Raw genomic sequence first — 26,851 nt, 5'->3', positions numbered from 1 at the left:
GATTGCCGATCCGATCTCTCTGCGCTTGGATGTCCGGATGGCTCCGAAATATCACCCCACGCCCCTGTCGGGAGGCGATCGCAAGGCTTTGTCAAAGGAGCTCGGCAAGTCGCGCGCGATGGCCAATATTCTGGCCGCGCAGTCGGCTGAGATGCGGGCTAAGGGCGAAGCGCTGATCCAGCAGGCTGACAGGCTTCTATGCGAAAGCTGGAACGAGCGGATGTGGAGCGACGGCGAACCGATCGATCCGTCGCCCACCATTGACCAGGCCGTCAACGGCGGTTTTCCGTGGCTGGAAATCCAATGTGCGAGATGCAAGACGCCGAGCGACGTCGATCTTGCTGCGATGAAACATCCTCCGACCACGTTCGTGCACGATCTCGCCAGCCGCCTGCGCTGCCGGAAGTGCGCCAAGATGGGGCGGCGTCCATCGGCGACCCTGCTCCAGCTTGCGTGGCAGGCGCGCCGCCCTCGAACCGAAGCCTGAACATGTGCAATCTCTACAGCGTCACGACGAACCAAGCAGCGATTGCTGCACTGTTTCGCGTGGTCAACCGTTACGTTGGCAACCTGGCGCCGATGCCGGGGGTGTTTCCTGACTACCCTGCTCCCGTTATCCGCAACACCGATGCTGGCACCGAGATAACCCTGATGCGCTGGGGCATGCCACCGCCGCCGCGCACAGGTGGGCCGCCGGTGACCAACATCCGAAACACCTCGTCGCCGCACTGGCGCGGCTGGTTGAAGCCTGAAAATCGATGTTTGGTCCCCTTCAACAGTTTTGCTGAATACGCGCCCGAGCCGAATCCTCAGACCAAGAAGAAAGATGTGGTTTGGTTCGCGGTGAATGAGGAGCGACCCCTGGCGTCCTTCGCAGGTATCTGGACCGAGTTCAAAGGCGACCGAGGTACAAAGTCCAAGCCGGTGCCAGGGCCGCACCTCATCTACGGCTTTCTGACCACGACGCCGAACGCAGTTATCGAGCCGATCCATCCCAAGGCGATGCCGGTCACCTTGCTGACCGATGAAGAGCGGGATGTTTGGATGCGGGCGCCGTGGGAGGAAGCCAAGGCGCTGCAGAGGCCGTTGCCGGATGATGCGCTCAAAATCGTGATGCGGGGGCCGGAGAAGGAAGACACGGTTGTTGCATGAAATATACTCTGAGCATGACTCGAGGTCCGGTCTGGAAAAGGCTTAACCCACCAGTTCGGATTACAGAGGGAATTGTCACCCGAAGGGCTGAGACAAACCGGCTCGGTGTGCACAGCACGTAAAGCGGACGCGCCCGGCCGCCGAACCAAAAACCTGTCTGTCGTGCTCACCTGGACCACGTCGAAAACGACCGGAGCGCTTCGCCTGTGGCTGGCACAGCGCCGTCCTTTTACCGTGCTCGTATCTTCGCACTGGCCCCGCCAGTCAGAAATCCAGCTATGCCGCGCCACGGCCATGCACGATCCCTACGGTCGCTCCCTGCGCAGCCTCTTCGCGCAGCGCAATTACGGTGCATGTCTTGATCTGCTCTTCACCCGGCGTGCGCCGCAGGCGCATCGCCCCAATCGAAATAGCGTGTCAGACGAAGCGCAGCGCAGTGAACCCGCGGACGCCGAGACCGGTTAACAGCGGCACCCGGCGACGGGGCAGTGATAGCGACCTGTCAAGCGCCAGCGCTTGACAGGGGCCCTTCGACGAGTGCCCCCGGCGAGGCGTTCTCTGTCTCTTGCGCGAGGGATTGTTACCCGAGGGGCCGAGACAAACCGGCTCGGTGTGCGCAGCAAATAAAGCCCGGTCCGCATCGCGGACGCCGCCAAATCGTCAAAACCGAAAACCCGTCTGTTGTGATCATCCGGACCAATCACATCGAAAAAGACCGCGACGCCGCCTCACCTGCGGCTCGACCAGCGTCATCCTTTGCCCGCGCAATCCGGTCGGGCCGGGCCGAGAAGAAAATGTTTGCGCCGATCTACACTCGCGGCAGCTGAACTTCCTCCCGGACCTTTGCCTCAGCGTCATAAATTCTTATGCAAAGAAGAGGAAAGCGCTTCTTCAATTCTTCAGCACCTGCCCTGGCGCCATCGCTGGTCGCAAACCTGGTCTTCATGAGGCCATCCACCTCGATGGCGTAACCCGAAGCCGGCAATTCGTGGACAGCAGCAACCATTTTGTTCCTTCCAGAGAGCAAGGCAGATCGACGCAAATTGCTTAGCGCGAGTCGCCCGGATCGCGCCAGCGCCGCTTCGACCGGCAAGAGCGGCGAGCAGTAACGCGGCGAGCTCGAGGATTCGCTTCAGACCATTCAAGGATGCGCGTTCGCGTCATCCGAACAGTTCGTGGGGCTGCCCTGCGCGCGGAGGCACGCGCGGTACAGCCAGGGTGCGACGTAGCTGCCTGCCCATACCCCTCGCCCCGCCCGGTCAGCCTCGCGCTGAACAACCGCGTACCTGCCTTTCGAAAATTGCGGCCAATCGAGCGCAAGGCCACTCCGCACCAGCCATTCGCCGAGATCTATTCCGTTCACGGAACAAGACGCAACCGTGCGACCATACTGATCCTGGGAGAGCGGCGCGCAGGCCACCGGTCGGCCCGCGATGAAGGCATCGAGTTCGTTGGCGGCCTTCGCACCACAGCGGTACGGTCGACTATCATCAGCACGGCAAAGCTGGGTGCTCTCAGGCGTGTCTATCCCCCAAAGGCGAATCCGCTGCCCCCGAATTTCCAGAGTGTCGCCATCGATGACGCTGGCCTGACCCGACAACTCGCCCGATAGCGCGACCCTGGACATGACAAGAAGCAGCAGAAAGGCGAGACCGACGGCCGCGCTTGCCCGAAGTCCCGTTACGTTGCTCGCCGCGATGCCAAGTCGGGGGCTGCAGCCCGGCAGATCCCGACACTTGCCCTGAATCAATTTCCCTACCCCATTGCTTTTGCGATGAAAAATACCCTTTTAGACAACGCGATGGCCACGACCAGGCCATCTAGGCCAGGCATTTTGTTCCCTCTATGTTCTAGTTCAGTCACAAGCGGTCGTCCAGCCATTTGGCGTCTGTCGAGCTGCCGTGAGTCATTTTCTCTGCAGCAAGAAGATCGATGACGATGACATTGCGCAAAACCACTACCGGCTTTCTGTAAACCGAAGGTCCAGACCGCAGGATGCCGGCTTCGCTCAGCGGGCCCGCTGCGCGCCTGCGCGCGGCCGTTCTGTCACGACAAGAGCTTGATGACCCTTTGCATGGAATCGGGATCGTCCAGACACACGGCCCACTCCAACAAAGCCTGCCGAACGGTCGTCGTGAGCACGCCGTGAAGCGCCAAGCGATCGAGAACCAGCGAGCGGTCCGCCTCGCTGCGCGCCACAGAGAGGTCGGCAAGCAAGCGCACATCGTAACCAAGCCTCACCGCCTGCAACGCGGCAATAAAAACTTCTTCTTCCAGGAAGGCTCCGCCGAGAAAAATCACGCCCACATTCGATGTCGCGATAGACGTCTTGAATCGCTCGTTTCGCCACAACGACAGACCATCACTTTCCAGCGACGAAATCGAACGAGCCAACCCGGCAGGCAATAGCGCGGCATCGAATTCTCCAATTGCATTCAGGTCGACGCCAAGGATTTCAGAGACCGCCGGCAGCAAGGCCAGACTTTCACGCCACCGGGCGATGAACTCGCCCAAAGCGGCGTGAGATCCAACACGTGCGGGATTGATCAGAACGAGCCGGCTGTGCCGTGGGTCCGCCAGCATCTGGTCGACCTATCGTTTGTGAGGTCTGAAAACATGGCCATTACGCTGCGGTCTGAATGGCTTCCGGCCGGCTGAGAACCGGGCCTTCGATGCCGGCTTGACGGTACATGCTCAAGAGCGTCTCGCGAGATCCGTGCAGGAAACCGGCAAGCGCCATGGTCTGACCTATCTTTTGGGGAGGCGCGAGACGCTCCAGCGCCCATCCCGCGCGCCGGAGAATGCGTTCCATTCTGGTATCGGTGACGGTCACGATACGGTCTGCATCCATCAGGCCGAGGCTCTCGATCATCGCGGCAAACAGCATGAAGGTCGCACGATTAAGTCCGTTCCCCGCGAGCTGATCGGCGAGCCTGGTGTCAACGCAAAACCGCGAACTTTCCAGGATCCGGTTATTTCGAGGCGGGCTAGCCCCCGTCAGCAGCTGAGGGAACGTGTCGGCGAGCATCGTAGGCCCGGTTGTGGGAAGCAGCCTGACACAACCAACAACTTCTCGTCCGGCGGACACCAGCAGGAGATAGGTTGGATTCAAGGCATCGAAGACGTCGAGTTCAAGATCACCGGTGACGGACACGGTCCACCCCAGACGATCCCTGAAAACGCGGCGGCGAAGGCGAAACATCGCGGCCAGCAGATCGAGGTTCAGCCCGAACTGATGTTGCGACAGCGCGATAACGTTCATGTAAATCTCCCGTTTAACAAAGGTGACACACAACCAGAGATCGCTTTTTGCGAAACCTGTTGTATTTTGCAGGTGGGTTAGACATTCGAAGAGGCGCGCAAGGTCCGCTTCGGGATGCGGAGAAACCAAGGAAGGGCGAACCAGAACCCCGCCACGATCTGGAGGGCCACGTTGAGAGCGAACGCGGCCTGATAGGCTACTTGCGGATACTGCCCGGCGTCGGGCGACCAGTGCTGAAGCACAAGCCCGGTTCCGATTTGCACCGCGAACGCCGCACCGATATGAAAAAAGTTGAGAAGCGCGTTCGCCCGTCCGGCAAGCTCTTTCGGAAACTGCTCGCTGAGGATCGCGTAACCGAGAACGGTTGCTGCGCCGACCGCGGCGATGACCGCCCACAGGAAATACGACGGCAATGGCCATCGCAGGATGAGCGCGAGCTGCGCTGCGACCGCGACCGTCGCGGCGAACCCGAGGAGGGCTTGCGGAGCGATGCCACGCCTGCGAAGTCGATCGGCAGCTATCCCCCACAGCATCGCACCCAGGCTGACCGCGATGGCCATGACGAAGAGATGCCACACCATAGCGGCCCGGTTGAGACCTTCGACATCGGTGAGCCACTGCGCCGCCCATAAGCCCTGCAATGCCCAGGCCGTTCCGATCGTCGTCGCCGACAGCGGCACGAAGCGCCAGAAGCGGGGATCAGTATAGACCTGGTACAGCGCTGCAGGGGCCGGGCCGGTTGCGGCCTTCGCGGCGTCGGGAACGACAAGGTAGATCACGGCCGCGCAGCCGACTGTCATGGCAGCGAACAAAGCGAACAGCCCGCGCCATCCGATCAAGGCAAGCAACAGATCGGCTGGCAAGCCGTAACGGCCCCCAAAGCGCCGAGCATGAGCATGAAGCCATTGAGAAGCGGCAGCTGATCGCTTGGAAACCACACAACGAGGGCCTTCAATCCAGCGTTCAGGGCACCCGCGACACCGAGGCCCATCAACGCCCGTGCTGCCAGCAGCAGATAAAAATCGTCCGAAGCGGCGAACAGCGCTGCACCTGAGGCGGCCGCTACCAGCAATGCGCTCTGAACCCGGCGCGGACCGTATCGGTCCAGAAGCACGCCCACAGGTATCTGCGCCGCAGCAAAGGTTAGAAAGAAAGCCGACGTCAGCAGACCAAGATCGCCGGCCGCAAATCCCAACTCCAATGTCAGCGGAGCAGCGACAAGGCCGTTGATGGTGCGAAACAGATAGGAAAGGTAGTAACCAGCCACGAACGGCAAAAGCACCCGCATGATCAGGACACGATTTTCCAGCAAAATTCGGCTTCCGTTACGGAACGCCGCCAGCCACGCCAGCGCGGCTCGCCCCGGTGAAGGCCGCAGCTCATCATCACGAATATCGCTGCCGGTAGCTGCGTCTGTGCACGGCCCGTCCAGGGTCGGCCGGAAAGTTGTCGGTGCTGCCGTCCTCCCGGACGGCAGCGGCGTTCTGAATCTCGTGGACCCAAGTCGATGCAGCGGAGCCAGTCCCGCAGGCGACGGACACATCGCCAGCAGGATCCCCCTCTACGTTTGCAGAAACAGCCGGCGCCGTGGTGTCAAGCCGGTCCATTGTCTCCTGCATCAGCGGCGTTCCCAGCTGGACACGCCGTTCCACCTGGGCCGCGAATTCGTCGAAACGCGCGGAGCCGAGCCGGCACGCGGCTGGCTGTGTCGCTGCCGGCAACTCCGGGGCAACCGCAAGGTGGAACCGGGCGTGAAGAGAGACGATCTCGCTTACGATGCCGAGATTCCGATCAAGCTGATCAACCTGGCCGCTCAAGTCGGCGAGCCGACCAGCCAGCACGGCAGCGTCAGTGGTGTCATCGGAAGCAAGAAACCGATCGATAGCGGCTTCGACCAGCGCCGATTTTGTGATTTCGCGGCGCTTTGCGGCCATCGTCAACCGCGCGGCTGTTCGCTTTGAGAGATAGACGCCGACCCTGGGTTTCATGGGCTAACCCGATTATGGAATTGGTGCGTGAATAGTCCGCCTGCGAGCGCAAGGTATGCAGAGGTTCTGCACCACGTTTTGCGCACGCGGAGTAGGGCCGCGGGAGAGTTCGAGCAAAGGCATACGATGATCCGACACCTGATCGCTTCAACTGCCAACGACGCTTCCGCAGCGGAAGCGAGCAGTGATCACGCCAACCCAGTGATGATGGGTACCGGCACCCATTTCTGATCAAAGCGCGGCAGACCAGCACCGATCCAAGCAGATTTGACGTAATCGATCAGACCGTCTCGAAGCACGCTTCTGAGCGGATCCCAGTGGCAATAGCGAAACGCGATCGAGATGCATGGACTTCAGCGTCAGTACAGAAATGATATGGGGCATCGCTTCTCTCGCTCCCTTCGAAACATTGACATCGCGGCCAACGACTCGCGCTCAAAACCGTCGAATGATCCTCAATCGGTATTCGCCTCCGACGACGGTGACTATGTCGTACCGGCCGTCCGCCGGGAGGTGTCGATTGTCGGCGCTTGACCTTTCGACACCCTCACATTTCATCAGGCGGCGGTGAACCGAGCCGATGAGCGTTGGGTGGGGATCGCTCTGTCGAGAAACACTGCTTCCACGCAGGCAGCGCTCTCCGGCCGCTCGATGCAGGCGCCGGTTAGCGAAAATGGTGATCAGTTTCCAAGAATAGAAAAAGCGGTATCCAGCTAACCCACAGGCGGACCCGATGTCTGCTGTGTCTTCGCGATCTGCAGGCTGACGCAATACTCTTCTTCTCGTGCGATGCACGCGCGGAAATCCGATTCTAGTCCAAGCCAACATCAGACAGGGCACAATGCAAATTGGACCGGCAATTACACGAGCAAGAAAGCAGCCGGCGCCAGACGTACGAAAATCAGTTTCGTGTCGTTCCTCGAGAGAGCGGCTCGATCGCCAGCCAGGCCGACGCAGCCCTGATAGAGCGCGAAACGTTCTCACTTGTGCTTTTCAGCACCGAAGCGCCCGGTCTCGATCCGATAAGTCGGCTGGCCCGGGCACGGTTGCGCAGTTGAGCGCCTCGAAATTCCGACCTGGGCGTCCCAACATCGTCAGGTCGATGACGACGGATTGTAGTCACCCCGAAAGGCGATCCATGGCGGATAGTCACCGCAAAACTCAAAAAAGTCGTCAAAATATATGAGCCCTAGCCTTGTCAGGCGAGAGACGATCGTATTCAGCGCCTCGCGTCCAAAGTGCGGTCCGAACGTAAGGAGATCGTTGCTACCGCCGAGCTGAACCTCTACTTCCATGGCGGTGAACAAATCGCGCAAATCGACTTGCCGTTCGGTCAGTGCGTTTCGACGTACGATCAAGCCGAATTCACTGGTCACGATGACGCTTGAATCATTGATCATTTGCGAGCGTGACCTCATTTGGAACGGTCAGGATTACATTGTGAATGGGCGTACTTTGAATTGGTTGCATAATCACACGCCATTCAGCTTTGCCCGTTTGGATCAGCGCAGATCGGGGGACTGCGAAGTCAACCCGTACCGGACCCGTTCCGCCGGGTTGCCTTGCCTCGGGTAAAGCAACGTATAAGCGGTCACCTCCAATCCCCGACGGAATGGCGGTTCCAGAAGTTCTCAACCAGGCTCCTGCCTCTTCCGGTGAGGCCCATCTCGATACCCTCTCGTAGCCGCAAGGAGCAGATCCGGCGGACGCCCCTCGCCCACGCGGGTACACCGTATAATAACCGCCCCTTCCGAAACAGCGGTCGAGGGATCGCAGCTTCAAACCGTCGGGAAGAGCTTCGTTGATCTCGCTCCGGAGTAGATTTCTGCATCGATGGTGGCCGCAGAGGTGATAGACCTTTGAGTCTCTGCTCCGGGAGTCGCATCGAAAGCCATCGGGAACGGCATTTCGATCTCCGTCGATCTCCACCTTCTGGTGCCACTTCACTTTACCCAAGACGATCCGAGGCATTCTGGCTTTTCCGATTCGTATTCACAGCGTCTGCACTATGGAGTAAAGATTCGCAGCTTGGGCGTGTCGATCGGCGGTTCGTTGAATTCGACACGCTTGAGCCGTGGTTCCAAGGCGTGGCTCCGCAGCGAAATGGGCGTGAAGGTGACGACGGGCGCCGTTCAAATCTTCGGTAGCTATGGCTACTCCATTGGACTTGCGGGAGGCGCCATTTAGCAAACAAGCCCAAAACCATTTCCAGAGACGCGTCCCGTTCGAAGAGTGCTTGGCGGATCGTCGTGGAGACGATTTACCAGCATGGAACGAGACCTCGGCGGCCGACGAGCAAAGACTGCGAGTTTGGCCGCTGCACCCTATTTCAGCAATCGCCGGATTTCCTCCATCAGGCAGCTATCGCAAAGGCAAACGGCCCACTCCAGCAATGTCTGGCGAACAGTCGTTACGATCATGCCATGCAGCATCAGACGGTCGAACGCCGGCTTCCGTTCGGCTTCGCGCCTCGCGGCCGGCAGATCTGACAGGACGCGTATGTCGTAGCCCCGCGCGGCCCCTCCAGAGCTGTAATAAGCACATCCTCCTCAAGCCAGCCGCCGGCGAGATACAGGAAGCGAAGGTCGTCTTGCGCCATGCGTTCGACAAGCCGTTCGTCCTTCCAAGGAAGGAATCCATCAAGCGGCATCGCTTGAACGACTTGCGGCGTGCCAGTGGCCGATGTTTGCAGCTTGGACGCTCGAGTTCATGTCTGCCAATTTCGGGAAGGCCGGGCACGCTACTACTGGATCTCGCGCGGCGTCGGTCCGTTGCCGCAGCGTCATTGCTGGCACCCCGTGTATGGCGAGCCGATCCAGAGCCAGGCTCCGATCGATTTCGAGCCGCGGGACCGAAAGATCCGCGAGCAGGCGAACATCGTAGCCGCGCCGCACGCCCTCAAGAGCTGCGATCAATAAGTCTTCCTCAAGCCACGCGCCACCGAGGAAGATTATGCTTGCGTCGGAGATGCCTGCAGATTCGCTGAAGGTGGGATCCTGCCACAAGGAGAGAGGCTTGGCATCGATCCACCTGAAGAGATCTGCACGCTCATCGCCGCCTCCATCATGGTGCCCCTCTCGTGCGGCGTGCACGGGAATGGCGAATATATCGATGGCTGCCGCCAGCAAGACAAGACTGGCGCGTATCCGCGCGCAGGCCTCGGCGCATGCCTGCTCCATGCCGCGCGCTGGGATTAATCAGCACGATTCGGCTTAGCCGCGGGTCTGCCAACATCCATGCAATTCAGAAGGCGGATTTGTTGCATTTTGAGAAGGTCAAGCATCCATCGCGCCACTCAAGCGGCGGCGCGAAGCGATTCTGCTCGCATCAGAACCGGCCCGACAACGCCGGCATGGCGATACATTGCCGCGAGTGCTTCCTCCGAGCCGTGAAGAAAGCCCGCAACCGCCATCGTGGGACCGAGCCGTTGCGGTGCGCCGATGCGCTCGAGGGGCCAGCCTGCCCGGCGAAGAATGCGCTCCATTCTTGTATCGGTGACCGTCACAATCGAGTCGGCCTCCCGAAGCCGCAGCGTTTCCAACATGCCGGCAAACAGCATGAAAGTCGCGCGGTTGAGCCCGTTTGCACCGAGCTCCGGAGAGAGGCTTGTGTCGACGCAGAAGCGGGAGCTTTCCAGGATCCTGTTGCTGCAGGGTGGATACTTGCCTTCCAGCAGCGCCGGAAACGTCCTCGCAAGCATGTTGGGACCCAAGGTCGGGAGTAACCGGACGCATCCGATGACTTCCTGGCGATCGCCGAGGACGAGCAAATAGGTCGGGCCGAGCGCGTCGAAAATGTCGAGCTCGAGATCGCCAGAGATCGACACCGACCAGTCAAGGCGCTCCTTAAAGACACGGCGGCGCAACCGGTACATCGCGGTGAGCAGATCAAAATGCTGCCCGAACTGACGATAGTTGAATGCAACAACCTTCATGGCGACCTCCTGCGAATGGCACGGTCACCACATCAGAAAGAATTTCGACATACGCCTGTAAGTTATTACAGGTGGGTGTCCTCGCCTCAACTAGAGGCTGTTTGGTCCAGTTTGAGGAAAATGCGAATTGGCAGTGCCAACGTGGAACTCCAAATCACGATTTGAAATCGCGCACATCGTTTGTAGCAAAGTGCGTGTCCGACAAAGCGGTCAGAGCTATCTCGTAGGGCGCGTCAGGGTATCAGCCCTTGGCGGGTCGCGATGACCGCACAATGGGTGAGAGAAGCGGCGTTCAACTTTCGCCGACAATTCTCAAGGTGAAAGACCACCGTCCGCGGGCTGATACCAACGATCGCCGCGATATCGACGACCGACTTTCCGCGGGCTGACCAGGCAAGGCATTGGCATTCGCGTTGGGTCAGATTGCGATGACGATGCGTCGGCCGATGCTGGCTCAACCTGATCTCGAGGTTTGTATGAAAATATAGACCGATCAGGTGCAGGATGTCGGAAGAGTTTGCTACGAGCCGGTCGATCGCGGCACTTCGCTCCTGCGAAGCCAATGTGAAGGCAGCGAGCCGACCGAAGCCGCCGACGACGGGTACCGTAACGCCTGTCCTGATTCCGAAGGTGGTCGCGTCATCAAAGAAGCTTTTCAACTTCCTGCTGCGCGGCATTTGCACCTCACCGTCCCAGCTGAATATCCGGCGTTCGGTGCGCGCGCGCCGGAGCACCGGGTCGATATCATCATAGCCGAGTTCGAAATAGCGCGTGGTCCATGAACGTGGGTAGGAAGAGATCAGCCGCGGAGTGTCGTCACTCAGCGACAGATAGGCAAACCACCGAAATCCGAGACGGTGCGCCGCTCGCTCTCCAATATTCTGGAACGCAATCTCGTCAGTGCCAGTCTGAAGCGCATCCAGAAACTCGTGAAATGAATGTTCAATAGCGGTCACGATCGGCTTCCCGACTTGTATCGAAGGTGCTTTGCTTTACGGATCAGCTGGCCGCTTGATGCCTGCCTGCCCACATAGGCGCGCATAGGCCGCCTGACAAACGGTAAGCCGGTCTTCTTCAATCCATTATGGGGAACTTTGAGGCCAGGTCCAACAAACGCAAGCCAACTTGGAGGAAGTGTTCTATACGAGCGAAGACTCACNCTGCGCTGACGACCAAGTACGACGCTCGACAGGGGGCGAACGCTCGCCGGGTNCTGGTAACGGAATTTACTCCACGACGATATTCATGCTGCGGATCAGTGGGCCGAACCGTGCGGCCTCTTCCCGATAGAGCGCGAGAAACCTCTCCGGCGTCAGCGCGTCACCGGGTATGGCACCGAGCCCGATCATTCGTTCACGATATTGTTGGCTTGTGACGATTGTGGCAATCTCGCGGTTTAACCGCTCGACGATTGCAGGCGGCGTGTTCTTCGGCGCCATCACGCCATACCATCCAAAATAGTCATAGCCAGGAAACCCCTGCTCTGCCATGGTCGGGACATTGGGAAGCGAGGGATGACGCTCGATGGTCGTAATGGCGAGCGCACGCGCCTTGCCGTTGGCTTGCACCTGTCGCGTCGAACCAACCGGTCCGGGATAGAGATCGACCTGGCCGCCCCAGAGGTCCTGCATGACCTGCGCGCCAGTGCGATAGGGCACCATCTCGACCTTGCCGCCAAAGCTGCGCAGGTAGACCTCGAAAGACAGATGCGCAAGGCTGCCCGGCGCGATGTTGGCGACCGAGAGCTTGCCGGGATTGGCCTTAATATAGGCCGTGAGGTCGGCAACCGATTTAACGCCGAGGCCTTCGCGGACAATATAGGTGAAGCCGGCCTTGGACAGCATTGCGACTGGCACGAAATCTTTCTCGACATCATACAGCAACCTCTTGAACGTGAAGGGGTTGCTGGTGATGTAGGTCGCGATCACGAAGGCGAAGTTGTAGCCGTCCGGCGGCGCGAGCGCTGCGGCCTGCATCCCAATATTGCCGGTCGCGCCTGGCTTGTTCTCCACCAGCACGCGCTGGCCCAGCCGCTCACCAAGCGTCTCCGCGATTATGCGCGCATGAACGTCGGTTGGCAGCCCCGCGGCTGACGGCACGATCAGCTTGATCATGCGCGATGGCCACGCTTCTTCGGCCAGCAGCGGCCATGAGGGCAACGCGACCCCCGATACCAGCACGGAAAACAGCGCCTGGCGTCGTGTCAATCCTGCCTGTGTCATCAAACACTCCCCTTTAAACCGCAAGCCTCGTCTGAACCGCAAGCCTCGTCGCGGCGGCGGCTAGGCCTCCCGAAACGTGTCCTCGCGCGCACGTGCAATGGACGGCACCACGACAACAGCCAGCAGCACGGCGGTCAGAATCAAAAGTGAAAGGCTGATCGGCCGCTGCAGGAACACCATGGGATCACCGCGCGAGAGCTGCATCGCGCGCCGGAAATACTCTTCGAGCTGCGGACCAAGCACAAGCCCAAGCAGGAATGGCGCCGCTTCCAGGCCGAGCTTGATGAAGACGTAGCCAAGCAGGCTAAAGCCCGCGAGCATAAAGAGATGGAACGTGCTGGCCTGCAAGCTGTAGGAGCCGATGCAGCAGAAGACCAGAATCGAGGGGTAAAGATAGCGATAGGGAACATTCAGCAGCTTTACCCAGAGGCCGACCATCGGCAGGTTGATGACGACGAGCATCAGGTTGCCGATCCACATCGAGGCGATCATGCCCCAAAACAAATCCGGCCGTTTGATCATCACGTCAGGTCCGGGCTGAATGCCTTGCAGCATCATCGCGCCGATCATCAACGCCATCACTGCATTGGAGGGGATCCCGAGCGCCAACATCGGAATGAACGAGGTTTGCGCGGCCGCGTTGTTGGCCGATTCAGGTCCCGCGACGCCTTCGACGGCGCCCTTGCCGAACCGCTCCGGCTTCGTTGATATCCGCTTCTCTATTGCATAGGAAGAGAATGCGGCGAGCGTCGGTCCGCCCCCCGGTAGTGTCCCGAGCACCGAACCAAGCGCAGTGCCGCGCAGCATCGGGGCAACGGAGCGGCGGATATCCTCGCGCGACGGCCACAGCGACGTAATCGCCGCAATCCCTTGCCGTTGATCGTGGCGTTGCTCCAAATTTACGATAATTTCGGCAACCCCGAACAGCCCCATCGCGATGGGGACAAAATCGATGCCGTCGGACAGTTCGAAGATGCCAAAGGTGAAGCGCTGCGTTCCCGAGCCGGGATCGCTGCCGACAAGGCCAATCAGCACGCCGAGCACCACCATGGCGACGGCATTTAGCACCGAGCCCTTTGCCAGCACGACGGCCGCGATCAAGCCCAGAATCATCAGCGCGCAGTATTCCGCCGGGCCGAATTTTTCGGCGACGTGAATCAGCGCTGGCGCGAAGAGAGCGATCGCGAGCGTTCCGATTGTGCCGGCCACCAGCGATCCGACGGCGGCGACCGACAGTGCCGTGCCAGCCTTGCCCTGGCGGGCGAGTTGGTAGCCGTCGAGACACGTGATGACGGAAGACGACTCGCCCGGAAGGTTGACCAGGATCGAGGTGGTCGAGCCGCCATACTGCGCGCCGTAGAAGATGCCCGACAGCATGATCAGGGCTGCAACCGGATCGACGTGATAGGTGAGCGGCAGCAGCATTGCGATGGTCGCCAGCGGACCGATGCCCGGCAGGACCCCAATCAACGTGCCGATCAGCGCACCGACGAAGCAATAGGCGATGTTCGCCGGCGTCAGCGCAACCAGGAACCCGCCGCCCAATCCGCTCAGCAGCTCCATCACCAGATCCCCGCGATAACGGGAAAATTCATGCCGAGCGCAAATTTGAACAGGGCAATGCAAAAGACGACGAGAAAGGCGGCCAGGCCGAGCGTCGGGCCCAACTGGCCATCGCGGCCGGCGAGAACGGAAAGCGCAATCAGCGCAACGATGGCCGGTAGCAAGCCGGCCGGCTGCAACACCAGCGCAAACATCACGACCGACAGCAAGATCAGGACAACCGGCCGCCATGCGATCGCACCGATGCGCTCGGCATTGGCAAAAAGACCCTTGGCCGCGATCACCGCACCGAACGCGATCAGACTCCAACCGATCGCATGGGGCACAAATCCCGGTCCCATACGTGCGGCCGAGCCGATCCGCAGGTCATGGCCGAGCGTGAGAGCAGCGACCCCGAACGCTGCAAACAGCATGCCTGACCAGAGATCCCTGGTCAGCAATATCCGTTTCAACACCATGTCTCATCCCCACTTCGAAAACTCAGGTTTTCCTTGCCATGTTCCAGCCGCGCGCGATGTCGCCGGGGGCTTCCCAGCCCTCGTCAGTGACGATGAGCGTGTCCTCGAGCTTGATGTAGCCGCGCGCCGGATGGAGCATCGCGGTCTCGATCGAGATCACCATCCCGGGCTGCAGCGGCCGGTCTGCGTCGTAGGGTGCATAAGGCACCGGCCCGTGGCCGGTGAGCCGCGGCGCCTCGTGACTGATGAGGCCGATGCCGTGCGCCGTGTAGTCCAGCACATTGCCGTGCGGCGCCCGGCGAACGGCCTCTTCTCCGGCGATGATGATGTCGCCGCCGCGCGCACCGGATCTAATTGCGCCGCGCGCTGCCTGCTGGATCTCTTCGATCTCGTGCAGCAGGTCCTGCAATTCTGCGTCTGGCTCGCCGACCACGCCCATGCGGCTGAGGTCGCCGATATAGCCTTTATAATTGCCGCCGGAATCGAGCGAGATAATGTCGCCATGCTTCAGGCGCTGATCCGAAGGCGCACGGTTGTGGCTGTTGCCGGCAGCGATCAGGCAGTACTCGAACACGAGATCTCTCTCGTGCTCCTCGCGTCTTAGCCGATCGACGATATCATGCTTGCTCATGCCCGGCGCGCAGATGTCGAAGGTCGCCATCATCGCGTCAACCACGCGCTCGGAGGCTTGGCGCACCAGGTCGAGTTCAGCCGCGGTCTTGACCGCGCGCAGCCGCTCCAGCACGAACTGCGCATCCGCCAGTGATGCGCCGAGCTCCTTGCTTAGAAGATCCTTGGCATCGGACGGCAAGAAGCTCGGCTCGATGCCGAGGCGCTTCACGCCGACGCCGAGCGCCTTGATGTGATCGATCGCGAGACTGATCGCATCCGTGCTGCCCCAGGACGCGGTCTTGACCGCGGGGGCACGAATGTGGCCAAGTTCTTTCTCGAATCCTTCCATACGGTTGCCGATATAGAGCGCGTTCTCGGGACGCTCGCGCTGGTACACATAGACTGGCAGATAGCGGCTGACGCCGATCGCCTCCATGGCGTCGAAAAAGAAGAAGCGGTAGCCGCCAAGCAGATACTGAATGTTGTGGCGGGACGTGACGACCACTGCGTCGAGCCCAGCCTCTTGCATCAGGCGGTCGAGCTTTTCAGTATCGAACGGCGCCCGCGCTAAGATCTTCCTATCCGCTACATTCATGCCCTTGCTCCAATCATGCTTGCTGGGTCGTTGCGTGCTCGCGCACCGGCACCGTTTCGCGCGGTGCTACGGCCGGATCGCCGCTCTCCAGCGCCAGCGGCTTGCCATGGGTTTCGACACCAAGCAGGCTGAAAGCGAGCCCGATTGCCAAGCCGCAGCCGGCCAGAAACAGAAACGCCGGCGTGACGGCATCGATGGTGGCCTTGGGCGTGATCAGGTTCGACGCGCCGGCGATCAGCGCGAGGCACAGCGGTCCCGAGATCTTTCCGACACCATTGGCGGCCTGCGCCAGCCCCACGCCCCGCGCGCTCAGCCGGACCGGAAAAATCTCGGCCGAATACGGCGCGATGTTGGAAAAACCGCCGTCAAAGAACAACGCGGCCGGAATCAACAGCACGACGAACGCGGGATAGCCAAATATCGTGCGGTCAAAGAACAGCGCGGCCGCGCCCAGGGAAAGCGCGATGCCATAGCCCATGATCTCACCGCAGCGCCGCCGCCCAAGCCATTGCGGCAGGAACGAGAACGCGGTGCGGCCGAGCATGCCGGTCAGGCTGACGAAGACGAAGAGATGGGCGGCCTGCATCGGCGACACGCCCATCAACAGCGCGACGATCGTGGGCCCCCACAGGAACACGCCGTAATTGGCCGTGCTCGCGCCGAACCAGACGATCACCGTGAGCCAGAACAGTTTTGGCTTGGCCAACAGATCGGTGAAGCTCGATGCCGGTGGCGCTACATGGCCGGCCGGCACGATTGCCGGCTGGGGCAAGCTGTCCGGCGGCACGTTCAATGCCCGGCCGACGATACGCCGCGCTTCAGCATGACGCCCGCGCGATACCAGCCAGCGCACTGACTCAGGCATAATGAGCCCGATGAGAATGGCCGGCGCCAGCGGCAAGAAACCGAGCGCCGCAAGGCCGCGCCACCCGATCAGTTGCAACAGCGTTGCGGCTGTCAGCGAGGCGGCGAGGATTCCGAGCGAGACCGGGATCACCGTGACGCTGGTCAGGATGGTGCGGTGCCGCGTCGGCGTATATTCTACGATCAGCGGCAACGCGACCGCCGCGACGGCACCAACGCCGAAGCCCACGACGAAGCGCAGGCACGCGAACAAGATCCACGCGCCATCCGGGATCATCGAGATGGAGCCTGCGCTCACCGCGCAGAGGACCACGCCTGCGACGGTCAACGTCTTCCGGCCAAAATGATCTGCCAGCGCGCCCCAGACCAGCGATCCGACGATCGCGCCGACCCCAGCGCTGAGCAGCATGACCGAGGTCTGGCCGAACGTCAGGTGCCATTGCGGAGCCAGCACGGCTACCAGGAACCCCACGATGAAGAAGTCGAAGAAATCGAAGATGCTTGTCGTAACAGTTAGCGCCATGCTGACCCAATAGCGGGCATTGAGCGGCGCCTCGTCATAGAGCGTGACGAGATCCTCCCCTTCGGTCTCCATGCTCATCCTCCTCCATGTTTTGTCGTTATTTTGTTTGGTCGCTTCGCAAAAATGCCTGCACCTCCTTCGCGACCGCGGCGGGATCTTGAATCGTCCCGATGTGGCCCAGGCCTGCCATGGTCACCGCTTTCGCGTCTGAGATCTCCCGCGCCAGCGACAGTGTGTGCGCTGGCGGGATCAGGCGGTCGGCACCACCAGCCAGCACCAGCGTCGGCGCTGAGATCGCGTCGGGAGCGAATGCGATCGGCCGCGTCAGGATGGCGCCGCGGCGCTGCTTCTGTTCGGCGTTACGCGTGCTGCTGGTGAAGATCGCCAGCACCTCCGGATGCGCCGCGATGTAGTCGGGCGGCACAAAATACTCGGCGAACTCGCAGACCGATTCCGGCATGCCGTTGCGCAGCGCCACAAACGCCGGGAAGCCTTCCGGATTGATCGACATCATCGACGCACCGGGCCGGAAGGTGCTCGACAGCACCAGGCGATCGATGCGCCCGGCGTGACGTGCGGCCAGCACCTGCGCGATGACCCCGCCGAGCGAGGTGCCGAACACATGGGCGCGTCGATAGCCAAGCGCTGCGATCAGCGCGGCGGCGTCGTCGGCGAGTTCCTCGAGACCGTAGGGCTGCGGCGGATTACGGGTCGCGCCGGAGTCGCGCTGGTCGTAGGCGATCACGGTGAAATGCGGCGCCAGCAGCGCGCCGAAGGCATCGAACATCGAGTGGTCGGCTTCGGCGCCATGCAGAAGCAACAGCGGTGGTCCCTTCCCGCTGCGCTTAAAGGCAATCGTGGTGCCGCTGGCTTCGATTGTATCCATGGCTGTCGTATCCACGACTAATGCAGCACGGTTTCGAGCGCGCCGGCCAATTCGCGCGCGGGATCGGAGGGGATGTAGGGCATGCGCCAGGCGACATGGCCGTCGGGACGCACCAGCACCGCGCCGCGCGGTCCCATCTGAATGCCGTCGGCGGGATGGGCGTGGGGGAGTCGCTGCAAATTGAGTTGCAGCCCGGTTTTCGCCGACACGTTGCGGCCGGCCTCGAGCCACGTCTCGCCTTGCGGACCGGCAACGACTGTAAACTCCTTGTCGAACCAGTCGAGCGTCGAGCGCTTGCGCGGCATGTCGAGCCACAGATGCGGAAAACGTCCGCCCGGCCGATCGGACGGCCGGTAGACGCGGGTCAGATGTCCGCCATGCGGCGTGCCGTCGGGGATCACCGCGCCCTCTTCGTAGGTGAAGCCGAGCGCCTGACCGATGCTGTGCAAATGATTATCGAGGTCGTTTATCCAGAAGCGGATGTGATCCTCGTTGCCGGAGCGGACCGCTTCATCGATCCGCCGGAAGCGAATCATGTTGCCGTAACTGAAATCCGCATTTGATTGCCCTACGGGGCGGCGTTCGAGGTCGTAGCTGTCGAGCAGCTTCTCCGATGCCCAGCCGCGCAGCACGTAGACGAGTTTCCAGGCCAGATTGTGGGCGTCCTGGACGCCGGAGTTGAGGCCAAAACCGCCCGTCGGTGGGAAGCGATGCGCGGCATCGCCGACCAGGAACACGCGCTGCTTTCGAAAGCTTGCCGCGACCTGTTTGCTCATGCGCCAGACCGACCGGTTGAGCAGCGTCACTTCGAGGTCGGGAACCCCGACATGGGTGCGAATGATCTCGATCATTTCGGAATCGGTCCAGGGGCGCGGCCGATCGTCCTTCTGCTCGCCGATCTGGATGATGGACAGCCAGCGGTCGCGGCCGTTGGTGTTGAGAATCCCGGCGCGCTGCGGCACGCCCGGCACTTTGGAGTAGACCTGATAGCCGGCGGCCTCCCGCGCGAGCGGAAACCGCGAAAGATCGGCGCGCCAATATTCGTTCTGCAGAACCGCCAGGCAGGCCGGTCCCACCATGTCGATGCCGGCGGCCCGCCGCGTCGGGCTGCCGGCGCCGTCGCAGGCGAGCAGATATTTGGCGTGCCAGTGTTCGCTGCGGCCGGTTTCTACCGAACGGATCTCGCAGATCACACCATCCTCGACTTCCTCGAAGGCGACGAACTCGGTGGAGAATTGCACCTGCACGAGGTTGGAATGCGCGATGACGCGGTGGATCTCCTCCTCGACCGCATCCTGCGCCACCAGGCATTTCCACGCGGGTGTCTGGCCAAGATTGGGCTCCGGGCGCGACCGGCTGATCTCGCGGCCGGCGATGCTTTCGACCTGGACGAACATGTCGGAATCGTCCTGCAGGCCGCGGTCGCGGATCGCCTGCTCGATCCCCCATTGCCGGAATATCTCCATGGTGCGGACCCAGCAGCCGCGCGATTTCGGATGGTCCGTTGTGGTCGGGCTCTTTTCGACGATGACGGCGTCGATCCCGAAACGGTCGAGCAGCAGCCCCATGGCAAGGCCAACGGGGCCACCGCCAACGATAAGTACCGACGTGCGGCGGGGTGCTTCCACGGCGATGTCCATGCTCGTTTCCTCTCGATTTTCTCTTTGCCTGCAGACTGCCCGGTTTTTGGTATCTCACAAGAATATGTTTGATATAACCTCCATCTCGATCTGAGATGGAGGTTGATATGGACCTGCGGCAGCTTCGCTATTTCGTGGCGGTAGCCGAACGAGGCGGCTTCGGCGCCGCGGCCAGCGCCCTCAACGTCGCGCAGTCGGCGCTCAGCCGCCACGTCAAGGAACTCGAGTTCGAGTTGGGTGGCGCGTTGCTTGAGCGTGGCGCGCGCGGCGTATCGGTGACCGAGTCCGGCAAGGTCCTGCTGGCGCGCGGGCGCTGGCTGCTCGGTGCCGTCGACGATGTCAAGGCGGAGGTGCGTACGGAAAATCGTGAACCCAGCGGCACGGTGCGGCTGGGAGCACCGTCGAGCCTCGCCGACATTTTCTATGCGCCGCTGGCCCAGATATTCACTAAGCGCTTCCCACGCGTCCGGCTGGAGTTGAGCGAGGGCCTGACCGAAACGATGTGCGACCATCTGCTGCGCGCTGAGCTCGACATCGCCATCGTCACCGCGCCGCAACCCAATGACCATCTCGACTACGAGACGCTCGTGGTCGAGCCGGTGTTCCTGATCGGTCCGCCGCGCGATCCCAGGCTCAAGCGTGGTCGGCTGACGCGCAAGGAGTTCAAGGATTTGCCGGCGGCCGTGGTGCCCCTCAGCCGCAACCCGTTCCCAGAAGACGTGCCGTTCTCCCTGCGCGTCGAGAGCAGCACGCCGATGAAGCGGATCGTCGCTTCGGGACTTGGCTACGGTCTGTTGCCGTTCTCCGGGATTCACGAAGAAGTGGCGGCCGGCACGCTGTCGGCGGCTCTCTTGCCATGGATGCACGCCGATCGCGTTCTCTCGCTTCCGCGGGGGCGTCCCGTTAGCCGCGCCACGCGCGAAGTCGTGACAGCTCTAAAGGAGGTTTGCAGCAATCTTATCGACGACGGAAAGATTCTGACGGCGCCGGTGCGTGCGAGCTCCCGCTGAACAATATATTCACTTTATTTTGCAACCACGAGAGCCTACCCGTTGCTCAACACTGCAGTTTCTCGAGCGGAACGACTTTAGAGCGTTGTAGCTGTAAGATGGCAAAGAAGGCGAAGAAGACTACTGTAAAAAAGGCCAAAAAGAAGAAGATGAAGAAGTAGGTCTTCAACGACCTTCTGCTCGTTCCGAACAAGATTCCTGCTGCGGCAACGTTTGGATGGTCGACGTCGCTTTGGTCTGAATGGACCGATCAATAATTGGGCGGGACCGCATGGCGCTTTGGGCACTGTGCAGTCCGGCCCTCAAATTCTTACAGCCTTTCTGCCGGCTCTGCCCTGAGTTGGCCGAGGCTCTAATACAATCCATTCATCACCGTCACGACCTTCGTTAGCAGGACGCCAGTCGAGGTCAGCGCGGCAAGGCTGATAATCATTTGCGCCAGGCAGGTGCGCTTAAGCGTCACCGTTTCTGGCTCGGGGAACAACATGAACGGACTCGCCATCGTCAGCTCCGTGAAGCCGTAAACGCGTTTGTAACGGCCGAGAAATAAGGTGAGTCGCGCCGATCGCGATGCAGTATATTTGTTGCCCGTAAGGTTGACTCTTCACCGACTCGGCTGCGGCAAACTCGCGGGAACGAATTGAGCTGCCGCGCCGAATCGGTTGCCCTAAGTTCAGGTAAACAAAAGATTAACCGGCTTCCGTCGTACGGCTAAAAGGCCCCGCCCGAGTGGGTCGGGCGGGGCTCGGTGGAGAGGACCTCAGTCGCCGCTCTTCCGCGGCCGCGACCAGAGCAGGGTATGACCTTCGTCTTCATCCTCGAACAGGTTCGCGTAGATCGGCGCGTTGAACGAAGGATCATCGAGCTTGAGCGAAAGGTAGTCGCGGCCCTCCTCTGAGCGCTTCGACCAGGCTGCCCCGATCTCGGCCCGGCCGACGTAGACGCGGTGGCTGGGCGCGTTCTCGTTTGTACGGTTCGGCTCGGCGACGATGCGGACGCCCTTCGCCTGCACGCTCAGGGTGACGATCTCGCCCTGAAAATCGTTGCCGACCTTCTTAAAGGAACCGATGTTAGCCATGTCACTTCTCCTTGAGTTTTCGAGCCCGCGACCACCGCGGCCTCGATGGTCATCGAGAGGCCGAATGACGATCGGCGACGCACCCGCTCGCGGGCCGGAGCGTGGCGGAGGACGTTAGCCGGAAGACTTTCTTGGCTCGCGAGGAATGGGCGTCAGCCCAGGGGAAGAAAGTCTGAACGGCGGCGTTGCGGCTCAGACGATCGAGGCGGAGCCGGTCTTCGGCCAGATCAGCCATCAAGAGGCAAGGTCCGTCAGTGCGCTGAACAGCCTTAAGGAGACGGGTCGGCGGGCGTCGGTCGTCCTGTATGGAAGGGTCGCGAGGTTGAGGCGAAGAAAGGAACAACGTGCGGGAAAAGTCGGCCGTCGGCGGCTCCGAAATAGCCGTTAGAGAACGCCCGTCCCGACACTACCAGCGTTGCGCGAATGTTCGGCATAATGGCTGTGTAACGCTCTGAGGAGACCGCCTCTGAGTGCGATACCCGTCGTTGGCGATCTCGACGCGCCTAACTATTGAGAGACCCTGGGCGCCGAGCCGAAGGGCTATAGCCGTCCTAATCGCGAGAATTGGTTGACGTTCGGTTCGCCCTGCCCTGACCGACTGAAGCGGGCCAAGCCCGGCCAAGACGGTCATGCGCGCCTGTTTCCGTATCACCGATACCGATGCAGCCAAAGATCGCGCCAGAGCGGGGATGGCACCCCAACGTACGATACCCGAGAATCACATGGATAGGCGGCAACCGCCGCCAGCATGGCAAAGACTGCCGCGATGGCGGCGCGCAAAACGAATGACCGCGCGATAGCAAAGATGACCGGATGGCAGCGATGCCGACCAGCAACGCACCGATGGCCCCCGCACTGGGAAATATCATTACGCCGGTACCCGGAATGGAACGACTACAGCGAGAGCAAAGATCGCAGCAAAACACCCGATGCGAAGGTATTGACGAACTCCGAGAGCAATTCGCGCGTTCCCCATGACCTGGACGCGAGCTTCCACCAAAGCCGGAAATAGGTAGAAGTGCGGCTCCTGTCTAACCGTGTACGAGGTGGCGAATGTTCTCGAGTGGCGCGATTGCCTCGGTTACGACGCTTACCCGATGCAGCGAGATTTCGAAATCAGGATGGACGGCGCTCACGCGCCGCCATCGCCAAACTTCCATACCGGTATGCCGAGTCGTTTCGCCTTGTCGGCGAAATTGCTCTGGATGCCAGTGCCGGGAAAGACCATGACGCCGATTGGCAAGATCTCCAGCATCGCATCATTGCGCTTGAACGGTGCGGCCTTGGCGTGCTTGGTCCAGTCGGGCTTGAAAGCAATCTGAGGAACCTTGCGATTCGTCGCCCATTTGGCGGCGATCAGTTCGGCGCCTTTCGGCGAGCCGCCATGCAGCAGCACCATGTCAGGATGCTTGGCGTGGACCTTGTCAAGTCGTTCCCAGATCAGATGATGGTCGTTGAAGTCGAGTCCACCGGTCAGGGCAATCTTGGGGCCGGCCGGCAGCAACACTTCGGTCTCGGCCCGGTGTTTGGCGGCGAGAAAATCCCTGGAGTCGATCATCGCCCCAGTAAGTTTGCGGTGATTGACCAGCGATCCAGAGCGAGGACGCCAGGGCGAGCCGGTATGGATCTGGAAGCGCTCGATGGATTGATCGCGGAAGAATTCCATGCAATTGCGACGTTCGACCAGCGTGATGCCTTCGGCCGTGAGCCGCTCGAGTTCGACCGATCTGATTTCCGAGCCGTCCTGCTCACGCTGGCTCTTCCGCTGCGCTTGCTCGTTGTCGTCGAGCTCGCGCCGGATGCGCTCTGTTGCACGGTGGAACAGGTTGACCGTCGACCAGAGCAGGTCGTCGAGATCCGGCTCGAGGCGAGTGTCGCTTAGGGTTGCGACGAGGGCGTCGAAGATGTCGGCGATGGCACCCAGGATCATGTTGCTTTCGGGAAGTGGCCTCGGGTCTGGCTCGTCGTTGAAGGAACGGTAGCCAAAGAGCTGAAGTTCGCTAATGACGTGATCAATCGGGGATGAGCCGTGCGTTGGTTCGAAATCGAGGTCGTTGAGATCGGATGTCATGGTCGAGGTCCTTTGCCCGGATCGGCCGCGGCCTTCGTGGCGATCACCCTGACAGCGGGCGGAACGGACCAGAACTCGAAGCGAAGGGCCGCAGCGACAGCGGAGGATGGCGAAGTCCGGCTATTTTGTTTCGCGATGCAAAGGCGCGTGGCCGGGCCCCCGCGAAGCTTTCTTCGCGGGGTGAACACCGCCGGCGGAAAATAGCCGGGCGCAGCCATTGCCGGTCCGTTCCGGTTGCTGTCCGATCGCCCTCTAGAAGGCCAGGGCGCGGCATCTCCCGGCATGGACCTCCCATCGACCTGCCGTGACGACGGCGCCAGCGACGCCGGCTTTAACCCTCCGCCATCACCAAGAAGCGGGTTACGTCCTGCGGCGCGAGCTGAATGCGCATGGCCGCTCGAAGCTCGTGGATGCCGAACGTGCGGAGATCCTCATTAAAATCTCCCAACCGAGGAGACAAAGCGATCGCCACGATACCAGCAGCCTCCGAGCGCTGCCTGAGGGCGGCCGTCGCTGAGTCTCCCGCCGCATCCGCATCCCGGACGATGAGAGACGACGCAGCGTCGGCGGGAGCAGCATGGCAGCGAGGTGATTGGCCGATAGTGCGGCGGCCATTGGCAAGGCAGGCAGTGCGTTGCGCAGCGACAGGATGGTTTCGATCCCTTCGCCTGCGACAAGCACATCATTCGCCGTACCGAAACGAACTGCGTTGCCGAGCAGATCGCCCATTGCCCGTCGTGGTGTGTCGATCGGCGCCTTGCCGAGCCTAATCGGGTCAAAACCCTCGGGATTGAGCCAGGTCCGATGCGCGCCTGTCATCCGGCCATCGAGATCGGTGACGCGGGCAATCATTGCAGGCCAAATCTCTGTCCGCGCGTCCTCATCCAGCCGATAGTAGCAGCGTGGGTGGAAACGCAGGCTCGCTCCGTGGTGCGGCTCCAAAATGCCGCGTCCGTGCAAATATGCCTCCACGAGGGTCCCCTCGATCGGCCGAGATATCGCGAACAGCCGCCGCGCCACTTCCGGCGATCCTGCCTTTACTGTTGCGCGGACGGGCTTCGTTGGGAGATCCGGATGCGCCCGAGACAGCTCAAGGAAGCGCATTGCCTCGTCCACGACATCGCGGAATTCTATGAGGCCGCAGGTTTTGCGGATGATGTCGAGGAGATCACCATGTTCGCCCGTGGCGGCGTCGGTCCATTTGCCCGCAGGTCCTTTCGGAGATTTCAGTAACCGCACGAACATCGAGCGGCCTGGCGTGTTCCGGACGTCGCCGACCAGCCAGTAGCGCCCCACGCGCCGACCATTGGAGAGATAGTAGCCGCATACCGCCTCGGCCTCACGCGCGAGGCGGTATGCTAGTTCGGAAGCATCGAATAGCATCAGGCGGCCTCGCAGTGGGCAGGCTCTTCCGCCGGGCTCAAGGCGAGATCAGGCAAGAACGCGAGCAGATAATCCGCGACTNTTGCTGGCCTGCGAAGCGGCGCGGACGATTGCGCGATTGTCTTCGCGGAACANCCTCAAGCCACGAACCAATGTAGTCCGCGTGCCGCACGGTCGGCACGATGCCGAGCCAAGCACAGCAGAATGCGGCGGATATCTCCGCGATGATTTCCTCGAAGGCGTATTTCTTGGTGCCGTAACTTCCGGATAGATCCCGGTTGAGACGAGAGGAATGGCCGCTGGCATGAGCCAACTCGTGCAGAGCCGTGCGGTGCCAATTGATCGGCTCAAAGTAGGCGGCCGGAAATGGCACCTGAACGTAGTCCTCAGAAGGACAATAGAAAGCTCGGTCACCGCCAATCCGAAGATCGATGCCGCTGGCACAAATCAGCGCTTCGACTTGTGGCTCGATCATGTGAGGTAACGGGAGAGGCGCCATAGTCGACACCTCGGGTGGCAGCCCGTCACATTGGTCGGTATTGAAGACCGTAAAACGTTTCAGAAAGGGAATCGTTTTGGCGTTGTCGGCCGCCTCAATCGCCCGCTTCATCTCCTCTTCGGGCACGAAGCGGTCAGCATAGACGACGGTCGTTCCTCGCTCTCCTTTGCGGACGTGGCCACCCAGAGACAATGCCTGGCGGAAGGTGAGCCAGCTCTGGCTGGAGAAGCCCCGCTCGACCACAGCGCCCCATAAGATCAGGATGTTAATGCCCCTATATCGCCGATGTGTTGCTGCATTGTGAGGCATGGCAAGCGGCGCCTTTGCCGCGGCCGTTCCCCACGGCTGTACCCAGGGCACACACCCCGCCTCTAGCTCGGCAATGATTCTATTCGTGATCTCGTCATAAAAATTGGCCCGGCCGGGGCTGCTCTGCGAAACTTGGTTGTGCCTGGACATCGCGGTTCTCCGCGACGGGCACCGCGAGCCTCTCTCGCGGCTACAAACCCGTCACGGCAATCCAGGCCTCCACTCTTCCTCTGGAGATCTCCTCGTCTCGGCCATCTCGGTGGGTCTGGACATTGAATGCGATCCAGAGTCCCATCCTTCTCAAAGCCCAGGTCGTGGCTAGACGGGTCGTTGCTGACCTCCCAGGTGACCATCCTGGCGCTGCCGCTTACCGCGATCACTCTGCTCGGCGCGGGACCCGCAGACCGGCTGGTAGTGGCTTTCGGTTGGGTGCCGTACCTGGTGGCGGGCCCGTTAGCCGGCGCCACCGTGGACCGCCCCCGCGCCGGTGAATCCTGTTGATCGCCGTCTTGGTCATGACGCCAACGCTGGCCTGAATTTCGCTGCTGGCCGGCCTCGGACACCTCGGAATGATCCAGCTGTGTACGGCGACGGCGCTGGTCGGGTGGTGGCGGTGAACGCCCAGGTGAGCTGTCCGGTGTGTGCGCACCAACGCTGGTGGATCGGACTCGGCTGGGTCCTGGCCGAGAATTTGTTGGAGGTCAGCCAAGCGAGCAGCGTGGGCAAGTCGGCGCGGACAACGCGCTCACCAGCCAGGAACGGGCCCGCTTGCAGAATCGGGGTGCCGAACACTGGTTAGCCT

The 26,851-nt window shown here is 61.2% G+C and carries 26 protein-coding genes and 1 pseudogene; 4 read left to right on the top strand and 23 right to left on the bottom strand.

Annotation, left to right across the window (positions count from 1 at the left end):
- Positions 1 to 37: 37 nt before the first annotated feature.
- The 3 genes from CQ14_RS10885 to CQ14_RS43485 all read left to right on the top strand — a co-directional run bounded on the left by CQ14_RS10885 (position 38) and on the right by CQ14_RS43485 (position 1,617).
- The gene (locus tag CQ14_RS10885; RefSeq protein ID WP_057857905.1) at positions 38 to 487 is read left to right on the top strand and encodes a hypothetical protein; all 450 of its coding nucleotides are present in this window, start codon (positions 38 to 40) and stop codon (positions 485 to 487) included.
- Between the two features lie 2 nt (positions 488 to 489).
- Positions 490 to 1,152, top strand: coding sequence for an SOS response-associated peptidase (locus CQ14_RS10880; RefSeq protein ID WP_057857904.1), 663 nt, complete (start codon positions 490 to 492; stop codon positions 1,150 to 1,152).
- A 72-nt stretch (positions 1,153 to 1,224) separates the two neighbouring features.
- Entirely contained in the window at positions 1,225 to 1,617 is a 393-nt protein-coding gene (locus CQ14_RS43485; RefSeq protein ID WP_156434872.1) for a hypothetical protein, read from the top strand.
- 343 nt (positions 1,618 to 1,960) lie between these two features.
- Here the strand turns inward: CQ14_RS43485 and CQ14_RS10875 are convergent, their stop codons facing one another.
- The 18 genes from CQ14_RS10875 to CQ14_RS10785 form a co-directional block, all read right to left on the bottom strand.
- A complete protein-coding gene (locus tag CQ14_RS10875) occupies positions 1,961 to 2,158 on the bottom strand; it encodes a hypothetical protein (protein WP_057857903.1) in 198 nt (65 codons plus the stop codon).
- Between the two features lie 135 nt (positions 2,159 to 2,293).
- Positions 2,294 to 2,779, bottom strand: coding sequence for a thermonuclease family protein (locus CQ14_RS10870; protein ID WP_057858103.1), 486 nt, complete (start codon positions 2,777 to 2,779; stop codon positions 2,294 to 2,296).
- A 419-nt stretch (positions 2,780 to 3,198) separates the two neighbouring features.
- Complete coding sequence (locus CQ14_RS10865) at positions 3,199 to 3,735, bottom strand: cysteine hydrolase family protein (protein ID WP_156434870.1); 537 nt, start codon at positions 3,733 to 3,735, stop codon at positions 3,199 to 3,201.
- Positions 3,736 to 3,775: 40 nt separating this feature from the next.
- Entirely contained in the window at positions 3,776 to 4,414 is a 639-nt protein-coding gene (locus CQ14_RS10860; RefSeq protein WP_057857901.1) for an acyl-homoserine-lactone synthase, read from the bottom strand.
- 77 nt (positions 4,415 to 4,491) lie between these two features.
- Positions 4,492 to 5,277: an MFS transporter gene (locus CQ14_RS44580; protein WP_199805503.1), complete on the bottom strand. Its 786-nt coding sequence runs from the start codon at positions 5,275 to 5,277 to the stop codon at positions 4,492 to 4,494.
- Positions 5,250 to 5,726 carry an MFS transporter gene (locus tag CQ14_RS44575; RefSeq protein ID WP_057857899.1) on the bottom strand — a complete coding sequence of 159 codons (477 nt, stop codon included), beginning with the start codon at positions 5,724 to 5,726 and terminating at the stop codon, positions 5,250 to 5,252. The genes CQ14_RS44580 and CQ14_RS44575 overlap by 28 nt, the downstream gene beginning before the upstream one ends.
- A gap of 73 nt (positions 5,727 to 5,799) precedes the next feature.
- Positions 5,800 to 6,402, bottom strand: coding sequence for a hypothetical protein (locus CQ14_RS43475; RefSeq protein WP_057857898.1), 603 nt, complete (start codon positions 6,400 to 6,402; stop codon positions 5,800 to 5,802).
- A 1,094-nt stretch (positions 6,403 to 7,496) separates the two neighbouring features.
- Positions 7,497 to 7,802, bottom strand: a complete 306-nt coding sequence (locus tag CQ14_RS10840) for a hypothetical protein (RefSeq protein WP_057857897.1) — start codon at positions 7,800 to 7,802, stop codon at positions 7,497 to 7,499.
- Between the two features lie 1,239 nt (positions 7,803 to 9,041).
- On the bottom strand, positions 9,042 to 9,581 hold the full coding sequence (locus CQ14_RS10830; protein WP_057857895.1) for a hypothetical protein: 540 nt from the start codon (positions 9,579 to 9,581) through the stop codon (positions 9,042 to 9,044).
- Positions 9,582 to 9,697: 116 nt separating this feature from the next.
- A complete protein-coding gene (locus CQ14_RS10825; protein WP_057857894.1) occupies positions 9,698 to 10,336 on the bottom strand; it encodes an acyl-homoserine-lactone synthase in 639 nt (212 codons plus the stop codon).
- Positions 10,337 to 10,569: 233 nt separating this feature from the next.
- Positions 10,570 to 11,292, bottom strand: coding sequence for an autoinducer binding domain-containing protein (locus tag CQ14_RS10820; protein ID WP_057857893.1), 723 nt, complete (start codon positions 11,290 to 11,292; stop codon positions 10,570 to 10,572).
- 270 nt (positions 11,293 to 11,562) lie between these two features.
- Positions 11,563 to 12,558: a Bug family tripartite tricarboxylate transporter substrate binding protein gene (locus CQ14_RS10815; RefSeq protein ID WP_063800336.1), complete on the bottom strand. Its 996-nt coding sequence runs from the start codon at positions 12,556 to 12,558 to the stop codon at positions 11,563 to 11,565.
- 60 nt (positions 12,559 to 12,618) lie between these two features.
- Positions 12,619 to 14,121 (bottom strand): tripartite tricarboxylate transporter permease, encoded by a 1,503-nt coding sequence (locus tag CQ14_RS10810; protein WP_057857891.1) that lies wholly within the window; start codon positions 14,119 to 14,121, stop codon positions 12,619 to 12,621.
- Positions 14,121 to 14,573, bottom strand: coding sequence for a tripartite tricarboxylate transporter TctB family protein (locus CQ14_RS10805; protein WP_199805502.1), 453 nt, complete (start codon positions 14,571 to 14,573; stop codon positions 14,121 to 14,123). The genes CQ14_RS10810 and CQ14_RS10805 overlap by 1 nt, the downstream gene beginning before the upstream one ends.
- A 28-nt stretch (positions 14,574 to 14,601) precedes the next feature.
- Entirely contained in the window at positions 14,602 to 15,786 is a 1,185-nt protein-coding gene (locus tag CQ14_RS10800; protein ID WP_057857889.1) for a M24 family metallopeptidase, read from the bottom strand.
- A gap of 13 nt (positions 15,787 to 15,799) precedes the next feature.
- Positions 15,800 to 17,245 (bottom strand): MFS transporter, encoded by a 1,446-nt coding sequence (locus tag CQ14_RS10795; RefSeq protein WP_199805501.1) that lies wholly within the window; start codon positions 17,243 to 17,245, stop codon positions 15,800 to 15,802.
- Between the two features lie 25 nt (positions 17,246 to 17,270).
- Complete coding sequence (locus tag CQ14_RS10790) at positions 17,271 to 18,059, bottom strand: alpha/beta fold hydrolase (RefSeq protein ID WP_156434868.1); 789 nt, start codon at positions 18,057 to 18,059, stop codon at positions 17,271 to 17,273.
- Positions 18,060 to 18,076: 17 nt separating this feature from the next.
- Complete coding sequence (locus CQ14_RS10785) at positions 18,077 to 19,699, bottom strand: FAD-dependent monooxygenase (protein ID WP_057857886.1); 1,623 nt, start codon at positions 19,697 to 19,699, stop codon at positions 18,077 to 18,079.
- A gap of 107 nt (positions 19,700 to 19,806) precedes the next feature.
- On the opposite strand from CQ14_RS10785, the gene CQ14_RS10780 reads away from it, so the two are divergent.
- Positions 19,807 to 20,709 carry a LysR family transcriptional regulator gene (locus CQ14_RS10780; RefSeq protein ID WP_199805500.1) on the top strand — a complete coding sequence of 301 codons (903 nt, stop codon included), beginning with the start codon at positions 19,807 to 19,809 and terminating at the stop codon, positions 20,707 to 20,709.
- Positions 20,710 to 21,061: 352 nt separating this feature from the next.
- On the opposite strand, the gene CQ14_RS43470 is transcribed toward CQ14_RS10780, so the two are convergent.
- The 5 genes and pseudogenes from CQ14_RS43470 to CQ14_RS10760 all read right to left on the bottom strand — a co-directional run.
- Positions 21,062 to 21,211: a hypothetical protein gene (locus tag CQ14_RS43470; RefSeq protein ID WP_156434866.1), complete on the bottom strand. Its 150-nt coding sequence runs from the start codon at positions 21,209 to 21,211 to the stop codon at positions 21,062 to 21,064.
- A gap of 258 nt (positions 21,212 to 21,469) precedes the next feature.
- Complete coding sequence (locus tag CQ14_RS10775; RefSeq protein ID WP_057857884.1) at positions 21,470 to 21,787, bottom strand: DUF736 domain-containing protein; 318 nt, start codon at positions 21,785 to 21,787, stop codon at positions 21,470 to 21,472.
- Positions 21,788 to 22,919: 1,132 nt separating this feature from the next.
- A complete protein-coding gene (locus tag CQ14_RS10770; RefSeq protein ID WP_057857883.1) occupies positions 22,920 to 23,858 on the bottom strand; it encodes a DUF2493 domain-containing protein in 939 nt (312 codons plus the stop codon).
- A 331-nt stretch (positions 23,859 to 24,189) separates the two neighbouring features.
- A pseudogene (locus tag CQ14_RS10765) lies at positions 24,190 to 25,241 on the bottom strand (DUF7146 domain-containing protein).
- A gap of 135 nt (positions 25,242 to 25,376) precedes the next feature.
- Positions 25,377 to 26,199, bottom strand: an 823-nt coding sequence (locus CQ14_RS10760) for an ArdC family protein (RefSeq protein WP_245320291.1), incomplete at its 3' end; no start/stop codon positions are given.
- Positions 26,200 to 26,851: the final 652 nt, after the last annotated feature.

Origin of the sequence: Bradyrhizobium lablabi (genome assembly GCF_001440475.1) — a bacterium.
Lineage (GTDB): Bacteria > Pseudomonadota > Alphaproteobacteria > Rhizobiales > Xanthobacteraceae > Bradyrhizobium > Bradyrhizobium lablabi.
Note: the sequence above shows the minus strand (reverse complement) of the source record. Positions and strands in the feature narration are given on the sequence as shown.